The following is a 19,347-nucleotide window of genomic DNA, read 5'->3' as shown; positions in this document are numbered from 1 at the left end:
TTTTGCGGTTTGGGTTCATGCTGTGACGCGCTGGACTAAGGCTTACCAGCCGCGCGTATATTGCTTGGGCGGGGCGAGCTCCGCACGCAGCTGTTTGGCGGCGGTGCGGGCCCAGAACGGATCGCGCAGCAGCTCGCGGCCGAGGAAGATCAGGTCGGCGCGGCCGTTCTGCAAAATCTCCTCCGCCTGCTCGGCCTGCGTAATCAAGCCGACAGCTCCGGTAGGCACGTCCGCACTGCGGCGGATCTGCTCAGCGAACGGAACCTGATAGCCCGGATATACCTTCGGCGGACCGCTGACGACGGCACCGGAGCTGACGTCGATCAAGTCGACGCCTTGCGCCTTCATCAAGCGGGCGTAGTAGACGTAATCTTCCGGCGTGAGGCCATCCGGATGGTAATCGTGCGCAGAGATGCGGACCAGCAGTGGTCCGTCCCATACGGTCTTGACGCTGTCGATGATCTCGCGCAGGAACCGGTAGCGGCCGTCGCGGTCTCCGCCGTATTCGTCCTCGCGGCGGTTCGACAGCGGCGACAGGAACTCGTTGATCAGGTAGCCGTGCGCGGCATGGATCTCGACGACGTCGAAGTCCGCTTCCTTCGCCCGAGCGGCGGCCGCCTTGAACGCTTCGACGGTCTCGGCGATCTGCTGCGCGGTCATCGCTTCCGGCGTCTTCGACTTGTCGTCGAACGGAATCGCCGACGGCGCGATAATGGGCCCGTCCAGCACGGCTTTGCGCCCGGCATGGGCCAACTGGATGCCGATATGGGAGCCTTGTCCGTGCACAAGCCCGGTCAGCTCGCGCAGGCCCGGCACCTGATCGTCGCTCCAAATGCCGAGGTCGTAAGGCGAGATGCGCCCCTGAGGCGTGACGGCCGACGCTTCCACGATGATGAGTCCGACTTGGCCGACGGCGCGGGCCGGGTAATGGATCTTGTGCCAATCCGTGACGCGGCCCGTTTCATCGAGGCAGGAGTACATACACATCGGCGACATCACAATCCGGTTTTTGAGCGTCAACTTTTGCAGCGGGTAAGAAGTGAACAGCATGCTTTTTCCACATCCTTTGCTATTGTTATCTATACTATGATTAGCTGGTTACATGATGTATACTACTTATCTTAGTTTAGCAGTAATTCGGCGTGATGGCAAAAGGTTGTGCGCAAGGTTCGAGCAAGATATGGTGGCAGGCTGCAAAGCTTGCGCATAGCGCAGGCCAAGCAGCAAACCGGCTGCGCCCGAACCGTATTCATACGGGAGCACAGCCGGTTTTGGTCGTTTCAAGCCTAGCGGCCAGCGGACGACGTGACCGGGCGGCTATTTGCGCGCCCGTCTGCGGCCTTGCGCCGTTCCCCGCCGTCTGCGCCGTCTTCTGCCTGACCTGTTGCCCCCGCTCTTGGAGGCGGCCGTATCTTTTTTGCCGAAGGAACCGAGCAGCACCTTCAGCATCGGGGCAAATTGCTGGACGCTCTGCACCATTTTTTGCACTTTGTTGAAGGTCTCTACGATGCCTTCCACTCCGCCGAGCTTGTCGATGAGGCCTTTGACCTGCTCGACATTAAAGCCTCCGCCGCCCCCTGCCGTGCCCGTTGCACCGCCTCCTCCTCCGAACAGCGAGGAGAGAAGACCGCCGCCCTCCGGTTCGGCCCCCGGCTGCAAAGCCATCGGGCCGCCGCCGCCGAATTCTCCGAAATTCCCGTACGGATTGCCTGCACCCATACCTGCGGCAGGCGTAAGACTGCGCGTAAATACCTGCTGCTGGCCCGGAGCGTACACCTGGGGCGAGGCATGCGGATGCGCGTACGTGACGGCACGCGGATAGGGCGTCATGCCTCGGTTGCCAATCATTTGTCTTGGATATCTCATCGTTTCACAACCCTTTTATTCATAGTAATGTCGCAAAGTTCACCTTGTCGCACTTTCCTCTATAGGCGGTTTCCTAGTATACTGTATGTGATGGGCAAATGATTGGATTGGACTCCTGTCACGATTTTTATGATTTTTGCCCAGTTTCGGTTTAGTTCGTCACCGCATAAAAATAGCAACGTTTTGCTAACTTAAAGGGAGGAATTCACTCCCAGATGTCGAAATAGGTTATGGAATTGGAAATTCATCGATCTTAGCAGACCATCAAGGGGTTGAAAATTCGTAATGCAGCTGAAAAAGTTGAATGATAAAGCGATCGACCAATTATTCGAGGCGATCCTGACACTTAAGGATATAGAAGAATGCTATGTGTTTTTTGACGATTTGTGCACGGTGAACGAAATCCAGTCGCTGTCGCAGCGGCTCGAGGTCGCCCGCATGCTGCGCAAGGGCAATACCTATAACCAGATTGAAGCGGAAACCGGCGCCAGCACGGCGACAATCTCGCGTGTCAAGCGCTGCTTGAACTACGGCAACGACGGCTACAAAATGACGCTGGAGCGCCTGGGAAGGTAAAACGAACGTTACCTCTTACCGCGTCCGGACTCGATTACAACGGAGCACTCGAACAAATCCTTCTCGCCGGGCCGGTGGAGTGGGATTTTTCGTGTTCGTGCGGCTGGAAGCCATGCTGCGGGACACGATCTTTTTCACCCGGGAGGGATACGGTGTGGTAAAATACGGTATATTAGTGATAAGTCACGGGTCCCGGAGCGAGTCGTGGGTTCGCCTGGTGGACGAAGCGGTTGGCGCCGTGCGGCTCCCTACGGAAATACCGGTCTTTTCCTCCTTTCTGGAAATTGTGGAAGGACGCCTGATCCAGGACGGCATCACGCACCTGGAGTCGCTCGGCGTTACGAATATCGTCGTCGTCCCGCTCTTCGTCTCGTCCGGCAGCACGCACATCGACGAGATCGCTTATGCGCTGGGCGCCAAGAAAGCGCCGCAGCTGCCGACGGACATGAAGCCGTTCGCTATTCGGGCACGCATTCACTTGACGACGCCGATCGACGACGACCCGGTGATTGCCGAGATCGTCTATGCGAAAATCAAAGCGCTGTCAACGGACCCGGAACGCGAAACGGTGCTGCTCGTCGGCCACGGGAGCATCGAGAACGGCTTCCATCAGCGATGGCGGCGGGGACTGGAGCGGCTGGCGGAGCGCTTGAAGCGGCTCGGCGGCTTCGATGAAGCGGCTTCGGCGATGCTGCTGCCGAACCAGATTCCGGACCGGATGGAGCATTGGCGAAAGCGCAAGCCGGAGCATACGGTCATTGTGGCGCCGCTGTTCCTGAGCGAGGGGTATTTTACCGAAGAGGTCATCCCGGAGCGTTTGCAGGGTTATTCATATCGGTACAATGGAGAAGCGCTGCTGCCGCATCCCGGCATTTCCCGGTGGATTGAGCGGCAGATCAAGCCTTTTGTCGATAAGATGCAGGATGGAACGCGAATGCGGATTTAGCAGTTTTTTTGCGGTCAAACGACCCATGGTCAAAAATGCTTTCATACGATTTCTTATGTGAACGGGTGAGAGAGAGAATGGCACAGCCAGTCAAACGGGCAAGGCTCATATACAATCCGACCTCCGGCCGGGAGGAAATGAGGAAGCGGCTGCCGGAAATATTGCAGCGGCTGGAACGCGGCGGGCTGGAGACGAGCACGCATGCGACGATTGGGGAAGGCGATGCGACGCTCGCGGCGGCAGAGGCGGTGGAACGGGGATTCGACATCGTCATCGCGGCTGGAGGCGACGGCACGCTGTACGAGGTAATCAACGGCTTGGCGGAGAAGCCGAACCGGCCGCCGCTCGGGATATTGCCGCTCGGGACGACGAACGATTTTGCCCGGGCGCTGAACATTCCGCGGAACTGGGAAGGCGCGGTGGACGTCATTGTGCGCCAGCACTCGCGCGTGATCGACGTCGGGAAGGTGAACCAGCGCTACTTCATCAACATCGCCGGTGGCGGATCGCTGACCGAGCTGACCTATGAGGTGCCGAGCAAGCTCAAGACGATGATCGGCCAGATGGCCTACTATATGAAAGGGCTGGAGAAGCTGCCGCGGCTCCGCCCGATCGAGCTGTATATCAAGACGGCGGAGGTGGAGATGCACGAGGAAGTGATGCTCTTCCTCATCTCGAACAGTAACTCCGTCGGCGGTTTCGAGCGTCTGGCGCCGGACGCGTCGCTCAGCGACGGTCTGTTCGACGTGCTGATCCTGCGCAAATGCAACCTCGCGGAATTTATCCGCGTCGTCTCGCTGGCGCTGCGCGGCGAGCATTTGTCCGACCCGAACCTGATCTACCTGCAAACGAAGCAAATTCAAGTGACGTCCCCCGATTACGTGCAGGTGAACCTGGACGGGGAGCTGGGCGGCACGCTGCCGTGCATTTTCACGAACCTGCCGCAGCATCTGCACATCTTCATCGATGAGACGGGTCAGTCGACATATAAGTCGCCCCCGATCAACCTGATGAAGCTGCCATGGAAAACGAGACCCGGAGTGGACGAACATGAACAGGAAGAATAAACGACGCCCGGGCGCGCCCGCTGCCGATCTCAGCGGCCTGCCCGTCGCGAAGAACGAAGAATATATCGCCGACATTGTCGGCTTGGGGCATGACGGAGAAGGGGTAGGCCGTGTGAACGGCTTTACCCTTTTTATTCAGGGCGCCCTGCCCGGCGAAAAAGTACGGGCGAAGGTGCTCAAGGTGAAGAAGCAGTACGGCTACGCCAAGCTGCTGGAGATAATTGAAGCGAGCCCGGACCGCATCGACGCGCCCTGTCCGATCTACAAGCAGTGTGGCGGCTGCCAGCTCCAGCACCTGAGCTACGACGCGCAGCTTCGCTGGAAGCGCCAGCTTGTCGTCGACAATCTGGAGCGGATCGGGAAGCTGCGGGTGGCCGGAGCCAAGGCGGAGAGCGGCGTAGCCGAGATACGCGTAGATGTGGCGGATGCGGGCGAGGGGGCCGGGAGTGGTGGTGCGACGGTTGCGGGCATCGTGGTGCATCCGACGCTCGGCATGAGCGAACCGTGGCGGTACCGCAATAAGGCGCAGGTGCCGATCGGCCTCGCCGCGGGCGAAGAGGGCGGCTTAATCGGCGGCTTCTATGCGCAGGGTAGCCACCGGATTATCGACATGGAGGCGTGCCTGATCCAGCACGAGAACAACGATGCCGTCGTCGCGGCGGTCAAACGGATCGCCGGCGAGCTCGGCATCCGGCCGTACAACGAGGAGACGGGCAAAGGGCTGCTGCGCCACGTCATCGCCCGCTACGGCTTCAATACGGGCGAGATTATGGTCGTGCTCGTGACGAACGGCCGCGACATTCCGCACCGCGATGAGCTGGTCGGGCTGATCCGCGAGGCGATTCCGGACGTACGGAGCATCTGCCAGAACGTCAACCGGCAGCAGACGAATGTGATCTTCGGCGACGAGACGCGGGTGCTCTGGGGCAGCGAGGTCATCTACGATACGATCGGAGATGTCCGCTTCGCGATCTCGGCGCGCTCGTTCTACCAGGTCAATCCGGTTCAGACCGAGGTGCTGTACCGGAAGGCGCTGGATTACGCCGGGCTGAGCGGCGAAGAGACCGTAATCGATGCCTACTGCGGCATCGGCACGATCTCGCTCTTCCTCGCGCAGAAGGCCCGCGAGGTGTACGGCGTCGAGATCGTCCCGGAGGCGATCGAGGACGCGAAGCGCAACGCGCTGGTGAACGACATCCGTAACGTGCGGTTCGAGGTCGGCGGCGCGGAGGTCGTCATCCCCGAGTGGAAGCGTCAGGGCATCGCGCCTGACGTGATCGTCGTCGACCCGCCGCGCAAAGGCTGCGACGCCGCGCTGCTGGAGACGATCCTCGCGATGCGGCCGGAGCGCGTGGTGTACGTCTCGTGCAACCCGTCGACGCTGACGCGCGACCTGCGCGTGCTGGAGGATGGCGGGTACCGCACGGTGGAGGTGCAGCCGGTGGATATGTTCCCGCATACGGTGCATGTGGAGTGCGTGGTAAGGATATATCGGGAGGAAAAACATTGATACAGATCGGATGGAGATCAATGACAGTATGTTCCTGCATACAATAAATTAAGCAGGGGTCGAGTGCGGGAATATATATTCCTTTCATGCACAAGGCATGTGGAGTGCGTGGTAAGGATATATCGGGAGGATTGAAGTTAACAAACTGAAATATTTATATGAAGAACTTCCTAAAAAAGGAGGTTCTTTTTTTGCATAACTAATACGAACATTAACGGCTGCTATTATACTCTCACCTAACAATTTGTAATAAAACGGAATTCTTAATCAAGAATCAAGTTGGTGTTGAAATAATCAAGATCCTATAAAAGTAATCGATAATCAGTTCTCCACAAATGATTGCTCTATAAAGTTAAAAAAGGAAGCGCGAAGGATAATCTCGGTAATGAGTATGCTTTGGATTAGTAGCGACTATTATTATGGTTTGTTATGATATAGTTAAAATTCACCAAGGATTCTACATTATTGTGTGATTGATCATAAAAATGGATTCATATGGGAGATGATTGTATTGTCAGTTTTAAGCGATGAATTAAAAAAATACTTAAACATTGATAACTGGAATTACACCGAGCATAGAGATGGGAAACTTCTAGTTGCTCAGCCGATTAAATGTGAACATGGAACATATGAAGGATTTTTCGACATTCGACACCCACAGCGGATTGATTTTTATTTCAAAGTACCAATTACGATACCTGAAGAAAAGAAAGAAGCAATAAGTCAATTTCTCCATCTGGCTAACTATGGGTTGTCTGCTGTCACATTTGAATTGCATTGGGAAAGAGGAGAGGTGCGAAGCAGGACTTCACTCATCTGGGTTGAAGAATCTGCTCCTTCAGAGGATACAATTAAGCACCATTTGATTAGAAACTATCTCTGTTTAGATGAGTATTTTCAAGGAATCGCGGCCATTGTATATGCTGGAGCTTCTCCACAAGAAGCACTTGAAAAGTCGGAGAGAAAGTAATAAGAAACTAAATTTTATCGATGATGGGGAGATGACATTTTTAAATCAGCTCCTTATTAACTTGCGTGCAAAATAAAACAACAATTTCATAGGAGTACTATTAAATGAACATAGATGCTGAATTTCTAAATAAGGTCATTCTTAGTGTAATATCTATAGTTTTAGGTATTGTAATAAAAGGTATATGGGATTATCTAAAAAACAAGTTTCTAGAAAGACGAGCGAAGTATGAATATCAATGGATACCAGAAGCACCATTGAGAAACCAAAATGAGGATTTGAGAAGGATCGATGATTACGGAAAAGATATATTTTTTGATTTTGAAGGCACTAAGGATTTTGTGATGGAAAATGGTAATTTTAAAATGGTGAGTGGGTTTGACTGTTTTAAAATGCATTTGCAAAAGTTTGTTAATACTGAAAAGGATAAGTACGAGATTTACTCTGATAAATATGGAATTACTTACTTATTTACTGATGTCAAATCAGATGAAGAATTTCAAGGTTTTTCTCAAACTAACGCAAGTGATATTATTACTAATTTTAAGGATAGCATCAGAGAAATTCATTATATTAAAAAGCATAGGAACAAAAATTATATTCAATTAGGATTAGGTCTAAAAGGGAGAAATAATATTGTTGACATTGATGTGGTTCTCCTTGATTTAAAAAAGATGAATGATTGCAAATGAAACAAATATTTCATAAGAAGTATGGATGGTGAAGAAGATTAAGTTACTTTTTGTTTGTAGCAGAAACAAGTGGCGTAGTTTGACAGCAGAAAAGATATTTCATGGAATCAACGGTTATGTTGTTAGATCTGCTGGAACAGAAGATAGTGCACGAATTAAAGTTACAAGCGGTCATGTTGGTTGGGCAGATATTATCTTTGTAATGGAGAAGAAGCATGTGCGCAGGTTGAGGGATAAATTTAATAATGAACTCTTGAATAAGAAATTAATCTGTTTAGATGTTCCTGATGATTATCAGTATATGGATGAAGATCTTATTGAAATTCTTCAATCTAGAGTGTCGGAGTACATTGATGTTCCTGAGTGAATACAGATGAAATAATACTTTCATGGAGGATCAACTGAAATGTTTAATCACGCAATATATATTTCTCCTAGATATCAAGTTAGCGATTATATTGATTTAAATCTCCGGTTAGACAGTAATGATGAAACTTGGAGACAAGCTATTGACATACTTAAAGATCGAATCGAAAATCGGTTCTTACTAATAATCCAAGATCAGCTCGATAAATTGAGAGCTAATTTTGGAATAATTGATTATAGTTTTAGTGTAATGGCGCTGAATTGTTTACTTATTGAGACCATGAGACAATTTAAAAAAGGTATCGATACAACAGAAAGCAACTATAGAGGAGCGAATCAAGCAGCATTCGTTGAATTCTTTAAACAAAGTTATTTTTTTAGAGATCATTTTTCGCAAGATACTGCAAAGACATTTTATAAACATATACGCTGTGGTATCTTACACCAAGCTCAAACACAGTCTAATTCACAGTTGACTATTGATCAAGATAGTATGGTGGAAAGGATTGAGAATAATTGTATTCGCGTTGATGTTGAAAAATTTACATATGCTTTATTTGAGGACTATGAAGATTATGTTTCAATTTTAAATCAAAGGGATAAAGATACGGTTTATCGAAGAAATTTCATTAAGAAAATGAATCATATTGTTCAGGGAAATCGACGATAAAACAATTCTTTTATGGTGAAGTTGTTATACAAAACTGATTGCTTTTATAGATGAATTAGTGAGGAAGATGAACATATGTCTGTAAAGAAAAATCAGCATTTTGTACCGAGGTTTTATTTGAAATATTTTTCTAATAGTTTCTTAGGGAAAACACTAGGGATTTATAATATTCCTAGTGATAAATACATTGATAGAGGTAATCTTCAAAAACAGGCTTCAAAAGAGTACTTTTATGGCGAAGATCTTGCAGTCGAAGACACTTTGGCAGCAATAGAAGCTGAAACTGCTAAACTTTTTAGAAATATTTGCGAAACAGGTGTGCTTCCTCCTCGGTTTTCTGAAGAGCATATAGTTATGCTTATATTTATAATGATTTTGTCAGCTAGAACAGAGCAATCTGCTGATACTCAGAACGAAACAGCCGATAAAATTTTTAAAGAAATTTTTAAATATGACTCGCGAGTTAAAGATTTTCTTGATCAGGTGGTAGTCGGATGGGGAGATAATGCACCGTTGGTGTCAATACGATTTGCAGTGGAATCAATCCCCGTATTGTTTGATTTAGAATTTAAACTTCTAGTAAATAGAACAGATGTTCCTTTCATTACTTCTGATCAACCTGTGGTATTATATAATCAATTTTTAGAGAGAAGAAAAGCATTTGGTGGCATTACTGGCTACGCTGTCAAGGGACTGCAAATATTCTTTCCTTTGAATCCTTGGCTGTCTTTTGTTTTTTATGATACAAATGTTTATGGTGTAGGGAATAAAAAAGATTGTTATATTAACATTACCAACACGAAAGATGTGATGTCTTTAAATCTGTTACAGTATGCAAATGCTTACAAAAATTTATATTTCAATGAATTTTTTACTGAGATCCTTATTCAGGAATTGAAAGATAAAGGTTCGAGCTTCAGAAAAGAATCCTTATCAAATGTATTCGAATATGGGTCAGTAGAAATGAAAGGAAGCTCTCTAATACACACATTTATTAGCGATACGAGGATAAGATTAAATTTATCCTTTATTAGAGAGTTGAAAAAAGCAAAAAGATATGAACTTGGAAATAAAATGACACACATTAGGAATCAAGAACTACTTGACATGACGGAAAGAGAATTGTTTTTAAACACTGATGACTAGGATTTAGCATAAAACGAGTCTTTCATTTGGACATGAACACTAAATCGGGGGAAGTTTTATGAGTTATTACAAAGAGGCTGTTGAGAGAATAAAGAGTATCGACCCCAATCTATACATTGGGATTTCAAAAAAAAGATATGAAGAGGTAAGATCTGAAGGAGAATATGAAGCAGACTCTATATTAATTGCTGAGTATTATCGAAGAGTTGGTGTTTTTTTGCAGTTTCTATCAAAGGAAGCCACAAGTATTTATGTAGGAATGGATATGTTGATTGGTTATAAAATGGATGAAAATGAATGGGACAATTTCATAATAACATTTCCTCACTTTAAAGAAATTGATATTATGCTTATGAAATTATTTAGCATCCACTATTTAAGATGGTGTTCTCTGCTTGATAACAGTAACTTGATTGCATTACAGTTCCCCGATATTTATGATCCGATGATCAAGTTGTTTGAAAGAGGCGGTGGGCTGATCAGCACTCATCACCACGAACTTGTTGGCGGATTTGGAGCTTTCTCTCGTACAATTGATGCAAGAAGAGGTGACATGAAACCTTTCAACATAAGTGATCAGGATCTTAAGTTTATAATTAATGAGGTAGAGCATGCAGAGACATGTCTGGCAGAGTATAAAAGAGGAAGTCGAAACGAATTTGCTTGTATTCGCTGTGGCAATAGATTATTGATTCAATCAAATATAACTGAATATGGTTATCAATGGTACAAAATTAAATGTGAATCCGATGATTGTTTTAATAAAAATTTCTCATGATATTTCAAAATGATATGAATCTTTTATTGGGAGTGAATGAGTAATGAAAAGGTATAATGTTTACTTTAATATTGATTCAGAGATTGAAATTGGTGTCATTGTAACAACCGATAAAGATTGTGAAACTGAAAGAGAAAAGATTGTTTATGAAGCCAGAAAGAAATTAGAAGATAGAGGATATAACGAATTTACCAATTTAGAGTGTTCAAAAGTTAGTTTTCTTGAGGAAGTTCAATCTTAATAAAATCGTTTTGTCAGAATACATAATAATAAACTTGGAGGATCAAAAACATGAATCAATCAGAACTAGCACACAAAGCATTCTTAGAATTAGTGAAGAACTTTGACATTGAACATGCAAAAATAGGCTCAACAAATACAAGAAATTCCTTGAAATACTTACTAGAGAATAACCTTGTTGATAATAAGAAACAAAAACTCTATTTGAGATGGCTGCTCAAGATGTCAGGAAAAGAATTCTACTTATTCCAAAGGGCAGATGGTGTTTTTATGTTGCTTAATCAGGATTTAAAGAGCGCGGCTACTTGTAGGTATTGTACCTCTATAAAAAAAGCAACTAAGAGTATTTTAAAGAATTACAATGAGTTAATTGAAATTGTAGACTTGCATTCTATTGAAAAAGGTCATGGTTCCAAAATTATGGATGAATTTATCACTTTGTCCAGAGAAATTGAACTTCCTCTTTCTCTCTATTCTGAAACTAAGCAGCTGGTAGAATATTATCAGCAGTTCGACTTTGTAAATTACGGGAAACACGGAGTTAATAAAGAATTTCTAATGCTAAGAATTCCTGTATAACTCGTTTATCTATTCTTTGTCATTGAGCATATATTCGTTTTAAATAAAATTGAGATTTTATCTTTTTTAAAATTATTTTAGAATGGTGAGGTAAAACAACAATGAATCCTTTTGACGGTGTTGAATTAGGGATATCTGCTCGTCCTTTGTTTTTACTTTTTGGATTTGCGTTTGGGGCAGGTATTATTGGTTGGCTACTTTCAGCGGTTATACCGAGGAGTGTGGCTAAGTATATTTCCATTGGTTTATTTTTAGTTTCTTTTTATTCTTGGATTAAATTTATATGATAAAACTGATATTTCATCGGTTATACTCTTGTCTTCTTTCGAGTTCTGGATCATCTTCGTCAACAATAGCATTGCCGCAAGCACAGTCCCAAGTGATTCGAATCTCCGATTGATAGACGAGACAAGTTGGGTCCTAATGTATATTTTGATATTCAGGTAAATCCTTATATAATGAATACACACGTTCGAACCATTCTTTTACTTCTCTATCTGTTAAAGCATACATAGACATTACATAATCAATGCCTTTTCTATATTTAATCCATTCAAGTCGTTCTTTTCTTGTATTAGGTTTCATGAGATTTACCTTCTGACATAGCAATCAAATCATCAATATCCACCCACCATAGGCCATACTCTGGAAAATCCTCTGGTTTGCGTTCACAAACAACAAAAGCTCCATAAATTCTTATCGACTTCATTGCCCACTATTCCTGACCTCTAAGCATTTTCTAACTTCTTCGCCTTCAGGTTCAGGATGTGCGTAACCATCGATTTTAGGTCTCAATGAGTGTAATTGATACTTTTTCATAGACCTTACCCCCTCCCTATAAAATTGACCTTTCATACAGACATATTCCTGCTGCGATTAATTTTCTACCTATTTCATGCGAAGTAGAAATGGTTATCTTTTCTTTCGATACTTCCAAAAGCTCAACATCTTCATCAAACCCATCTACCACGAAACGAACAGTTTTGCCGATATCAATTTCTTTGTAGGCAGTAAAGTCTCCACAAATACTAAAGATCATTGGTAGTTTGGATTTTTCCTTATTTCCCCCAACAGCATATATACCATTTGCATCAACGGTATTGTACGTTCGCAATTCAAATGCATCCATATTTACAACCCTCCATTTTTGTATGAAAGTGTACTTTCATTTAGATAACCTGCTTGCAAGCTGCCTAATTAGTGTTAGATCTTCATCACTTAATATATATTCATCAATAACTTGATCAAGTTTATCTTCATAACTAAGTAACCAGTCAATGGACACATCCAACTCTTTTGAAATCGAAACTAACTGATCTAAATTCGGCTCATAATTACCGGATTCCCACTTTGAAATAGTTGCATTATTTACACGAAGACGTTCTGCAAGTTGAATTTGAGTCAATCCCTTCCTAGTCCTAACTTTTCTTAAATTCTTAGCAAACGTCTTCATGTTAATTCCTCATTTCATGATGAAAGTCAGTTTTTATCTTGTTATTTACTGAATATGACACCACCAACTGAGTACAAAACAACAACAAAAAATAGAGTATAAAAAAGATATGCTGATCGCATTGACATTTTTCCTTTTCTTGCAATTTTATTTACCATGGTAGCAAGATAAAGAGTAAATATTATAAGGATAATATAAAAGAACATTTGTTTATCATCTCTCCCTCATAAAACTAGTATTTTATCTTGAAACGGTTTTATTATCTTAAATTATCCACTTTCTTCACGATTCTAAAATCATATTTTCTCAGTTTTTCATTAAAATTAGCTTCAACACTGAGAATATAGTCTTTATATTCCTCGGTGATATATGATTTGAATATCGTTGTATACCTTCTTTCAGGATAATGATTGTAGCATATATCAAAATACCATCTAGTATCAGTATCTTCTATGCCCTTTACAAAATCTAATATTTGATACCAACACGGACAATTATCTTTAAACTCTTCCTTGGTCTTATAAGCCTCCCACATAATCACATCTCTCCTTAAAGGGAATGAAACCAATCTTTTATTCGGTATCAAAGCACTAATAAGATCTTCATTAAAAGTAGTTTTGACCATACTATCTTCGTATAATAGCATCATAAATTGGCCATCCAATTCGTCGTAAATAACTGATTTTAAAAACGCTATCGAGTTACTACTCAAAATAGTAGTCATTATATCTTTCCTCTATGGCTTCGTTATTTTATTTTCTTTCCTTGTCGAATACTTATAAGTTTCAAAACTTTATCAGAAAATAATGTAACAATTATCGCTGCAATAATAGTCCCATCCACTATCTTAACAGTTAGAACATGTAGACCACTTACTAAACCGTATGCAAAGTTATGTTGAATCTTATCTTGTATATTCATGTAATAGTCATTCATTGGAACTTGATGATGAAGCATAAATGCAAAATAAAACATCTGAAGATAACCATGCTTATCACCAGTTAGTGTCATTGTCGCGGAATAAATTATTGAATAGAGGAAATCTGGAATAATCAAGAACGAAGCTATAATACATAAATAAGCAATTACAGTTTTGAAAATATCACTTTGACCTCCATTTATTACCAGAGTTGATTTAACTAAATATACAGATATTGAAACAAGCAACCAAAAAATAAAAAATGAAATAATAAATATAAAATACATGCTAAAAAGTGCATCTATAATCGACGAAAGGTTTCCATAATAATACATATTGATGATTGGGATTAATACTTCTATAGTAGTTACTAAATAAACAAAAAACGTTATAAAAAGATAAAAGTTCTTGTTAATTCCTTCTTCAAAAGTGTTATATTTTGCCGAACAGACAATTTCTTCAAATATTGAATCATAATTTCTTAGTAAATAAAACAAGCCCCAAACAAAAACAAAACTTACTTTTATAATTGAAGGCATCAATAAAATAAATATAATAAATATATTTTTTAATTTCTCTTTCTTTACATTTTTTCCAAGCAACTTTTCGTTAGACTTTGCAATCAAATAGATAACATACATCAAAAGGCTTAGATATAAAATCAATTCGGATTTTAATGAAATAAATATCCAATACAGATAGCAAAGTGGTAAGACCCATGGATTATAGAGTATTTCTCTGAATTTTTTTAATAAATGGTCAACTAATCTTTCTCCTGTCTAATATAATAATTAGTACGACGATTAAAGCTAGCTATTTTATACATAATAGTTGACATACCACTTTTATAGCCCAAGATAACCCAATACCACTGCAATAGAAAAATGATCCTCTTTCCATGTAAAACCTTAATGGCTACTCAACTTTAACAAGCAGTATCCTGTCCCCAAATCCGCCGCGCTTCTCTTTCTTCTCCTGCCTTATTCGTTCAAACTCCTCGTTACTGATTCCCTTATACTCCAATATTGCACAAACAACCTCAACCAAATCAGCCAATTCCGTTATTTTCTCAGCTTCCTCAGCCTTGATAAATTCATCAAGCTCCTCTTGAAGCTTAGTATTCAACATTTTAATGTATTCCGCGTCATCCAAAAATCTAATTTCAGCTTGTTTCCCTGACGCTTCAATTATCCGTGGTATCTTGTCACGTACCAGCTTGTTATAAACGATCATCCTACGTTCTCCTTCCGGGATTAACCTTGACATGAGATCCAAAATTTTCTGACTAACCCGTTATTAATAGCCATTTCAAGTTCTGAAATATGTTTATTGTTTTGTCCCTGGATCATAAGAATGGCGAGCAACCTTGAATTTCTTTCTTCCAATCTCTGTATCGTTCCTTCGCTTGGAATGACATTTGATTTGCTCGAGTTACAGGCTTGGTGAGAATAAACCAAATTCCATAAATCATCGCTATATAAATACGACCAAGGAATTACATGGTCAATAGCGGGAGTCTCATCGATGATTTTCTTCCCACAATGAAAACAAATATGGTCTGGATTTTCTGCAGCAATAAGCTGAAAAAATTTAGTCAACGGTTTGCGTCTGACTTTATCTTCATCAATAATCTTTACCTTCTTGCATATGCGCGGCGAATGATTGAAATTTTCAAGCATTTGCGACCATCTGTAATTGATCGCGTCAAATACGATTAAACTATTCTCTTTCAGTTCCCTCATATTATCAGCAGCTATATATAAGAAATCCGCGTTCCGTTCATAATTGTAAACATCGTCAACCAATTTTCCTTCAACAGTCAGAAAGCGGTAACTTACGTCAGCCTTTAAAGCGGTTTTCACTTGCTTTACCGTCTTTTCGTACTGTATTTTACAAATTACCTCAATGTTAGACCGAAACCATTTAACCGGTTGAGCGCTTTGAGTTACTGTCTGGTACTCAGCAATTAACTCCTTTACTAAGGATACGATCTTCGGCGGTTTATTAGGGTTGGGGCTTTGCTTTAAATCAAAAAAGATCGTTTGCTCGAAGTAGTATCTAATCACCTTCTTAGCAATGTCTTCAAGCCCGATTTTCATTGTGCTTCCAATTGGCTCGTGAAAATCATATTCAACTGCAATTTCGGTGATTGCCTTGGCCCACGCTGCTTTATAACTGTTATCAAACGAACAGTTGCGGATGATATAAAGCCATTTCTCAAGGAATGTCATATCTTTCCCTCTATAGTCTTGGTTTTCGAATTGTCTTAATAGTAAAATTATACCACATCTTTCATAAGACAGAAGTCGAAAAAGGTAGAAAAAAACAGAAAATAGAACCCAAACGTCTAAAGAGGGGTTCAAATTTTTAGCACATTGCATGCAATTATCCTCCGATAGCATTACTTAGGACACTTTTTTAATGTGTCCTTTTATTATCCAACCATAGTACTCTACAGATTCTTTCCCTTCTATTTAATATGAAATGCGGATTTTATTTTTTAAAATATTATTCTCCGTAATGTTCAATTATGGTAATATAACTATGCTTACATGGTTATATGTTTTGTCATGGAGGATATTATGAAAACATCAAAAACGAAAGATTTTAGAAATACATTTTTATTAAATGAAAGAAAGTTAAGGGAATTGGAGACGATTTTAAACAAAGTTTCCGATGAGATCACATATGAGATTGATTGTATTGAAGGTACTCAAATAAAATTTTCGAATTTGGAGGATTTGTTAAAATACCCTAATAGAAAAGAGAAGCAATATAAAACTATTGAAGTGCGCACTCCATATCATAATGATATTCATGTATCTGTTAGATTTTCATCTGAGGGTGTACGTTCTCTCAATTATAGGGTTAGCGGAGAGGAAAGGGACGTTGATCATTTTTCAGCACAAATTGAAGGTTTTTTAATGAGCCTAGGACGATGGTATGATTTTATAGGAAAAACTAATTTCTTAATTAATATGTCCAGCGCTTTACTATTCTACTTATTGGTTAGTTTACCTTTTATACAATATCTTGACACTTCGACTGTATGGGCAATATTCCCTTCTATGTTTTTGGTAATTATGGGTTTTGATAAATTTAGAGAATACTTATTTCCAGTCGCTTCATTTGAGTTTGGTGACGGTATTGAACGGAATAAGATAAGATCGAATATAAGAGCATATATATTAGGTGGAGTTATTTTAGCTGCCGTAGTTGGCTATTTTGTAAATCAGCTGCCATCCATCACGTCTTTAAGTAAATAGTGATTCATGTAAAGATAGACATAGTAGCCTTAATAATTGGCTCAATGTCTATCTTTTTTTATCTTCTTCTATCCGAAAAAGGTACTCAAAGTGCACTCATCTTATAAAGCTAACTAGGCTTGGTTGAAATTTAAAGATTTAAATTACTATATTCAGAGTAATCATATCCTTCACCTAAAACATTTTGACAGTGCATTCTTATCCTATCTTTAGATGAGTCATACTTTTTTCTCCTCCAAATCTGTGAATTAGTATTCATTACATCTAGTAATTTTAATGTCTGTTCTTTGTTAAAATCATTTAAACATATTTTTACCATGTCATCATAACGATAATCTGCCGAATCATAATCTTCACTTTTACCAAATAATTAATCATCAGTTCAATTAAATCATCTCTGTATGTCTCCCCAACTAATCGGTATAATTTGGTAAAATTTTCTTCACTAAATTAATTTGAATCCCAATTTTTCTTCGATTTCGTACACTTTTTCAATATGCTCATTAATATCACTAGATAAATATAAAGCAATAATCATATCCTTATCATTTAAACTAGTCTTAATTAAAATATGCAATTTATGTTTTGTATGCCGTAATCTAATTGAGTTTGGGGATATAATAAAGAAGAATATTTGACAAAGAGACATCAAAAAAGTTATATTCTTCAATAATGAGAATAAATAACAATTAGTGAGTGAATGTTAATGCTAGAACTTTCCTATTATATCAAATAAAGGAGAGAACATTGAATGAAAAAATATCTCAGTCAAAGTTTACTTATTCTGTTGGTTATCACTAATGTTATCACCCTATTTATGTATTTTAACAAAGATGTTCAAAATGGTTATGCTCAAGGACAACCAACTTTAAAAGTTTCTTTTTTGAGTGGGCGAGGAGAACATTGGAAGTTGGACAATTATGCCATAGTTAAGACCGATACATCCATCCAACGTGGAAGCGGAATGTTAACGTATTTGGGTAATTTAAATGAAATTAAAGATTCAAATTATTTTAAATACTCATTTTATGAAAAGCGTGGGGAGAAGAATGAGAAACTAGTTTTAGAAGGGTTAAAAACATCAAACAATGGAAATATTAATTTACTTGAAAACCTTAAGATTGGATCTATTGAGGGACCTATTCAAGAAACGGATAAGAATCAAGAACCTGTAAGTTATTATCTAGAAATTGAATGGGTTAACAACGAAGGGGTTAGTAAGAAAGAAGAAATCCCATTAGATTTATCATGAAATGTTTGGTTAACTCATAAAAAAGAAGCCTTTCATTATCAGGCTTCTTTTTTTATTGAATCAAGATAAATTAAGAGTAAACAATATTAAAACAAACGCCTACTGGCTTGGATACAGCACCATAGCCTTCGTAACTATCCGAGAACCACCCCTTTTTATAAATATCATATTGCCAAATATCTAGGTTAGCGTAAGCAGTAACCTCGGCACGAGAATAAGCGGGGGGTATCGTAACGTTTTGTTCATCGGTCACAGTAAATGTTTGCGTTACATTGAAACCGACAGCAGCACTTACTATTTCTGCGCTTACTGTGACAGTTCCAGTAATAGATGTTGCCACAGATTCAGTGAAAGACATCTTGCCCCCAGGATAAACTAAGTTATCACGTCTTAAAGGATGTATGCCACAACCTCTACGCGGCCCCTGAACGTTTTTAAGATAGTAATCCCCTATCCCCTGAGTTGAAATCTTATCAGCGTTTGCACTGTTTAAATTAGTTTTTTCACTATCAGAAACAGTTCTGACATGGACAATTTTTGCGTTTGGAGATGGTAAATCAAGATTGTAAGCTTTAGCATACTCCTGAGTGTTACTTATCTCAGTAATCTCCTTGGTGATGCCATTAGCATCAGTTTCGTAGGATACTTTGCCTTCGGCTTTTATGCATGGGACAGTGGCTGAGTTTGCTGCAACTATCTGTGTTGATTCAGTAGCATTTGCGGAAGCTGGGATCACTGAAACGATAACTGTAAGAGCTAAAACTGATTTCAAGAACAATTTTTTCATTTTTCTACCTCCTAAATTTCGTAGATTTTGAGTGAAACTAAAATTCCAATTCCTAGTTTAGAACATATATCACCCCAAATCTTTTGATATGGAAATATAATACAATAAATCTCATATAAAGTAAAATAAAGTTTTCTTTACCTGATAAAAGGATGAATCGTAATATGTTGGCTCTTCGCTCTACTGGGTGGGTACATTGCAAAATGTTAGTTTCATAACCCCTTCCGCCTTTAAGAGATTTTCAGATGTTGAAACAGCCGTCAA

26 protein-coding genes are annotated in these 19,347 nt (G+C 41.1%); 15 read left to right on the top strand and 11 right to left on the bottom strand.

Going from position 1 to position 19,347, the window contains the following annotated elements; genetic code table 11:
* Nucleotides 1–42: 42 nt before the first annotated feature.
* A complete protein-coding gene (gene namA / locus QMG93_RS28475) occupies nucleotides 43–1,050 on the bottom strand; it encodes an NADPH dehydrogenase NamA (protein WP_281942610.1) in 1,008 nt (335 codons plus the stop codon).
* Between the two features lie 267 nt (nucleotides 1,051–1,317).
* A complete protein-coding gene (locus QMG93_RS28470; protein ID WP_281942608.1) occupies nucleotides 1,318–1,848 on the bottom strand; it encodes a hypothetical protein in 531 nt (176 codons plus the stop codon).
* Between the two features lie 303 nt (nucleotides 1,849–2,151).
* Between QMG93_RS28470 and QMG93_RS28465 the strand changes: the two genes are divergently transcribed.
* The 13 genes from QMG93_RS28465 (at nucleotide 2,152) to QMG93_RS28405 (ending at nucleotide 11,693) form a co-directional block, all read left to right on the top strand.
* A complete protein-coding gene (locus QMG93_RS28465; protein WP_010494821.1) occupies nucleotides 2,152–2,442 on the top strand; it encodes a YerC/YecD family TrpR-related protein in 291 nt (96 codons plus the stop codon).
* A gap of 91 nt (nucleotides 2,443–2,533) precedes the next feature.
* On the top strand, nucleotides 2,534–3,388 hold the full coding sequence (locus QMG93_RS28460; protein ID WP_281942606.1) for a sirohydrochlorin chelatase: 855 nt from the start codon (nucleotides 2,534–2,536) through the stop codon (nucleotides 3,386–3,388).
* A gap of 77 nt (nucleotides 3,389–3,465) precedes the next feature.
* Complete coding sequence (locus tag QMG93_RS28455) at nucleotides 3,466–4,455, top strand: diacylglycerol kinase (RefSeq protein WP_281942604.1); 990 nt, start codon at nucleotides 3,466–3,468, stop codon at nucleotides 4,453–4,455.
* Nucleotides 4,439–5,965, top strand: coding sequence for a 23S rRNA (uracil(1939)-C(5))-methyltransferase RlmD (gene rlmD / locus QMG93_RS28450; protein WP_281942602.1), 1,527 nt, complete (start codon nucleotides 4,439–4,441; stop codon nucleotides 5,963–5,965). Before QMG93_RS28455 ends, rlmD begins: the two co-directional genes overlap by 17 nt.
* Nucleotides 5,966–6,434: 469 nt before the next feature.
* Nucleotides 6,435–6,935: a YbjN domain-containing protein gene (locus QMG93_RS28445; protein WP_281942601.1), complete on the top strand. Its 501-nt coding sequence runs from the start codon at nucleotides 6,435–6,437 to the stop codon at nucleotides 6,933–6,935.
* A gap of 104 nt (nucleotides 6,936–7,039) precedes the next feature.
* On the top strand, nucleotides 7,040–7,627 hold the full coding sequence (locus QMG93_RS28440; RefSeq protein WP_281942599.1) for a DUF2634 domain-containing protein: 588 nt from the start codon (nucleotides 7,040–7,042) through the stop codon (nucleotides 7,625–7,627).
* Between the two features lie 25 nt (nucleotides 7,628–7,652).
* Complete coding sequence (locus QMG93_RS28435) at nucleotides 7,653–7,994, top strand: low molecular weight protein tyrosine phosphatase family protein (RefSeq protein ID WP_281942597.1); 342 nt, start codon at nucleotides 7,653–7,655, stop codon at nucleotides 7,992–7,994.
* Between the two features lie 39 nt (nucleotides 7,995–8,033).
* On the top strand, nucleotides 8,034–8,663 hold the full coding sequence (locus QMG93_RS28430) for a hypothetical protein (protein WP_281942595.1): 630 nt from the start codon (nucleotides 8,034–8,036) through the stop codon (nucleotides 8,661–8,663).
* 75 nt (nucleotides 8,664–8,738) lie between these two features.
* The gene (locus QMG93_RS28425; protein WP_281942592.1) at nucleotides 8,739–9,809 is read left to right on the top strand and encodes a DUF4238 domain-containing protein; all 1,071 of its coding nucleotides are present in this window, start codon (nucleotides 8,739–8,741) and stop codon (nucleotides 9,807–9,809) included.
* Between the two features lie 58 nt (nucleotides 9,810–9,867).
* A complete protein-coding gene (locus tag QMG93_RS28420) occupies nucleotides 9,868–10,587 on the top strand; it encodes a hypothetical protein (protein ID WP_281942590.1) in 720 nt (239 codons plus the stop codon).
* Between the two features lie 43 nt (nucleotides 10,588–10,630).
* Nucleotides 10,631–10,828 (top strand): hypothetical protein, encoded by a 198-nt coding sequence (locus QMG93_RS28415; RefSeq protein ID WP_281942589.1) that lies wholly within the window; start codon nucleotides 10,631–10,633, stop codon nucleotides 10,826–10,828.
* A 50-nt stretch (nucleotides 10,829–10,878) separates the two neighbouring features.
* Nucleotides 10,879–11,406, top strand: coding sequence for a hypothetical protein (locus QMG93_RS28410; protein ID WP_281942587.1), 528 nt, complete (start codon nucleotides 10,879–10,881; stop codon nucleotides 11,404–11,406).
* 101 nt (nucleotides 11,407–11,507) lie between these two features.
* Complete coding sequence (locus QMG93_RS28405; protein ID WP_281942584.1) at nucleotides 11,508–11,693, top strand: hypothetical protein; 186 nt, start codon at nucleotides 11,508–11,510, stop codon at nucleotides 11,691–11,693.
* 133 nt (nucleotides 11,694–11,826) lie between these two features.
* On the opposite strand, the gene QMG93_RS28400 is transcribed toward QMG93_RS28405, so the two are convergent.
* The 8 genes from QMG93_RS28400 to QMG93_RS28365 all read right to left on the bottom strand — a co-directional run bounded on the left by QMG93_RS28400 (nucleotide 11,827) and on the right by QMG93_RS28365 (nucleotide 16,159).
* Nucleotides 11,827–11,991: a hypothetical protein gene (locus tag QMG93_RS28400; protein ID WP_281942582.1), complete on the bottom strand. Its 165-nt coding sequence runs from the start codon at nucleotides 11,989–11,991 to the stop codon at nucleotides 11,827–11,829.
* Nucleotides 11,981–12,115 carry a hypothetical protein gene (locus tag QMG93_RS28395; RefSeq protein ID WP_281942580.1) on the bottom strand — a complete coding sequence of 45 codons (135 nt, stop codon included), beginning with the start codon at nucleotides 12,113–12,115 and terminating at the stop codon, nucleotides 11,981–11,983. The genes QMG93_RS28400 and QMG93_RS28395 overlap by 11 nt, the downstream gene beginning before the upstream one ends.
* 126 nt (nucleotides 12,116–12,241) lie before the next feature.
* Nucleotides 12,242–12,535: a hypothetical protein gene (locus tag QMG93_RS28390; protein WP_281942578.1), complete on the bottom strand. Its 294-nt coding sequence runs from the start codon at nucleotides 12,533–12,535 to the stop codon at nucleotides 12,242–12,244.
* A gap of 36 nt (nucleotides 12,536–12,571) precedes the next feature.
* Entirely contained in the window at nucleotides 12,572–12,859 is a 288-nt protein-coding gene (locus QMG93_RS28385) for a helix-turn-helix domain-containing protein (RefSeq protein ID WP_281942576.1), read from the bottom strand.
* Between the two features lie 259 nt (nucleotides 12,860–13,118).
* The gene (locus QMG93_RS28380) at nucleotides 13,119–13,583 is read right to left on the bottom strand and encodes a hypothetical protein (RefSeq protein ID WP_281942574.1); all 465 of its coding nucleotides are present in this window, start codon (nucleotides 13,581–13,583) and stop codon (nucleotides 13,119–13,121) included.
* A 23-nt stretch (nucleotides 13,584–13,606) separates the two neighbouring features.
* Nucleotides 13,607–14,419 (bottom strand): hypothetical protein, encoded by an 813-nt coding sequence (locus QMG93_RS28375; protein WP_281942572.1) that lies wholly within the window; start codon nucleotides 14,417–14,419, stop codon nucleotides 13,607–13,609.
* 274 nt (nucleotides 14,420–14,693) lie between these two features.
* On the bottom strand, nucleotides 14,694–15,011 hold the full coding sequence (locus QMG93_RS28370) for a nucleoside triphosphate pyrophosphohydrolase (protein WP_281942570.1): 318 nt from the start codon (nucleotides 15,009–15,011) through the stop codon (nucleotides 14,694–14,696).
* A 20-nt stretch (nucleotides 15,012–15,031) separates the two neighbouring features.
* Nucleotides 15,032–16,159 (bottom strand): HNH endonuclease, encoded by a 1,128-nt coding sequence (locus tag QMG93_RS28365; protein ID WP_281942569.1) that lies wholly within the window; start codon nucleotides 16,157–16,159, stop codon nucleotides 15,032–15,034.
* A 201-nt stretch (nucleotides 16,160–16,360) separates the two neighbouring features.
* On the opposite strand from QMG93_RS28365, the gene QMG93_RS28360 reads away from it, so the two are divergent.
* Both QMG93_RS28360 and QMG93_RS28355 read left to right on the top strand, forming a co-directional pair.
* Entirely contained in the window at nucleotides 16,361–17,044 is a 684-nt protein-coding gene (locus QMG93_RS28360; protein WP_281942567.1) for a hypothetical protein, read from the top strand.
* Nucleotides 17,045–17,795: 751 nt separating this feature from the next.
* Nucleotides 17,796–18,296, top strand: coding sequence for a hypothetical protein (locus QMG93_RS28355; protein WP_281942565.1), 501 nt, complete (start codon nucleotides 17,796–17,798; stop codon nucleotides 18,294–18,296).
* A 70-nt stretch (nucleotides 18,297–18,366) separates the two neighbouring features.
* On the opposite strand, the gene QMG93_RS28350 is transcribed toward QMG93_RS28355, so the two are convergent.
* Complete coding sequence (locus tag QMG93_RS28350; protein WP_251607681.1) at nucleotides 18,367–19,083, bottom strand: DUF6426 family protein; 717 nt, start codon at nucleotides 19,081–19,083, stop codon at nucleotides 18,367–18,369.
* Nucleotides 19,084–19,347 lie beyond the last annotated feature (264 nt).

Source organism: Paenibacillus tyrphae, assembly GCF_027925525.1.
Lineage (GTDB): Bacteria > Bacillota > Bacilli > Paenibacillales > NBRC-103111 > Paenibacillus_G > Paenibacillus_G tyrfis_B.
This window is presented reverse-complemented; position numbering and strand designations above follow the sequence as displayed.